Genomic DNA, 2,169 nt, shown 5'->3' on the forward strand with positions numbered 1-2,169 from the left:
GATCTTCTGGGTGTCCACCGTGCGGCCGGACGGGCGGCTGCACGTCACGCCCTGCATCGCCGCCTGGCCCGGGTGCCCCCTGGCCCGCGCCGACCGTCTCCTGCCTCAGCTGCCACCGCCACACCCCCACCGCGCCGGCCAGGCCCACTGCGGCCCCGGCGAGGCCTCCGACCAGCACCCATCCGGCGCACGCCACACCCATCGGCGCCAGCCACGTCCGCGCGAGCCCCCGCACGGCCGGCCTCAGGGCAGGGACCGCCGCTTCCCGTACCCCCGACAGCTCGGTCAGCCGCCGGCGCATCCGCCTGCGGCGTCGCACCTCCAGCAGCCACCGCACCGGCCATCCGCAGGCCAGCACGATCCCCACGGTCACCCCCAGCCTGTGGACAACTTCTCCGCTCATGCCGCCGCCTCCGCGCCCCGCACGATCCGCTGCACCCACCACAGCCCCAGGCCCTCCAGCGCCCCGCCGGCCGCCAGACAGCCCAGTCCCGCCCCGGTGTGCAGCAGGACGTGGAGGGGATCGGCCCCGAGGGCCGTGCCGATGAGGAGCCCCAGGGCCGGCAATCCGGCGAGCATCACCGCCGTGGCCCGGGCGCCCGCCAACTGGGCTCGCAGGTCGGACCGTTGATCGCGTTCCGCGCGCAGGGCGGCGGCGAGCCGGTCGAGCCCGGCCGCGAGCCCCGCACCCTGGTCCACGGCCACCCGCCAGCACGCCGCGAGTCCCCGCAGCCCCTCAGCGCCCGGTTGCCGTGCCGCCGTGGCGAGCGCGTCCGGCACGTCACCGCCGAACCGTGCTGCCGCAAGCACCGTCGCCTGCGCCTCCGCGAGTCCGCCGCAGTCCCGCGCGGCCCGCAGCAGCGCCTCACCCGGCTGGCGCCCAGCCCGCACCTCACCGGCGAGCGCCCCGCACAACGCGATCACCTCGTCGGCTCGGCGCTCCCGGTCCCGCCGCACCTCGCCGGTCAGCCGGGCCCGCCGCAGCAGCGGCACCCCGGCCGCCCCGAGGACGACCGGCAGCACCGACGCCCCGAGCACCGCCAACACCAGCCCGGCCACCGGTGACCACCACTCGGCCCGCAGCCGCCCACGGAGCCGCCACAGTCCACCGGTCATCCACCGCCACCCGGGCGGCCCGCTCCCGACGGTTGCGCCGTCCGCGAGCAGCAACCGCGCCCGCCGCGCCGCCTCCTCACGCTCGCCCAGCAGCCAGACGGCCGCACCCATGCACACCACGGCCGCACCCATCGACATCTCAGGCACCCCCGTCATGGCTCACCCCCTCCACCGCGGTCGCACCCGTCGACACCTCAAGCACCCCCGTCATGACTCGCCCCCTCCGTCACCGCCGCATCGGGCCCGCTCGCCTCGCCCCGGAGCAGCCCCCGCAGCCGCTCCCACCCCCGCTCGCGCACGAACGCCTGCGCTCCCCACCGCAGTGCCGGCACCGCCCGCACCAGCCCCGACGGGTCCCGCTCCAGCACGTGCACCTCCGCGATCCGCCGTCGTCCGGCCCGGTCGCGCACCAGGTGCAGCACCACGGAGAGGGCGGCCGCCAACTGGCTGTGCAGTGCGGCCCGGTCGAGCCCGGCGGCCGTGCCGAGCGCTTCCAGCCGGGCTGGTACATCGGCGGCTGCGTTGGCGTGCACGGTCCCGCAGCCGCCCTCGTGGCCGGTGTTCAACGCGGCCAGCAGATGCACCACTTCGGGCCCGCGCACCTCGCCTACGACGAGACGGTCGGGCCGCATCCGCAGTGCCTGGCGCACCAGGTCCTCGAGGGTGACCAGGCCCGCGCCCTCCTGGTTGGCGGGTCTGGTCTCCAGCCGCACGACATGCGGGTGGTCGGGCCGCAGCTCTGCCGAGTCCTCGGCGAGGACGATCCGCTCGTCCGGCCCCACCAGCCCGAGCAGGGCACTCAGCAGCGTGGTCTTTCCGGTGCCGGTACCACCGCTGACCAGGAAGGACAGTCGGGCGTCGAGCAGGGCGCGCAACATGCGGTCCCCGCCCGGCGGCACCGTGCCCGCCCTGATCAACTCGTCGAGTGTGAAGGCTCGCGGCCGTACCACGCGCAGCGACAGGCAGGCGCAGCCCACCGCCACCGGCGGTAGCACGGCGTGCAGCCGGGTCCCGTCGGGCAGTCGGGCGTCGGCCCAGGGACGGGCGTCGTCC

2 protein-coding genes and 1 pseudogene are annotated in these 2,169 nt (G+C 76.6%); all 3 read right to left on the bottom strand.

The annotated features are described in order from the left end of the window. Positions 1-403: pseudogene (locus ABZ281_RS46895) on the bottom strand (hypothetical protein); the annotation flags it as partial. Next, complete coding sequence (locus ABZ281_RS46900) at positions 400-1,272, bottom strand: type II secretion system F family protein (RefSeq protein ID WP_356664669.1); 873 nt, start codon at positions 1,270-1,272, stop codon at positions 400-402. The pseudogene ABZ281_RS46895 and the gene ABZ281_RS46900, both read right to left, overlap by 4 nt. 38 nt (positions 1,273-1,310) lie before the next feature. Continuing rightward, positions 1,311-2,169, bottom strand: an 859-nt coding sequence (locus ABZ281_RS46905) for a TadA family conjugal transfer-associated ATPase (RefSeq protein WP_356664671.1), incomplete at its 5' end; no start/stop codon positions are given.

The organism is Streptomyces sp. NPDC006265 (assembly GCF_040613555.1).
In the GTDB taxonomy this organism is placed as follows: Bacteria; Actinomycetota; Actinomycetes; order Streptomycetales; family Streptomycetaceae; genus Streptomyces.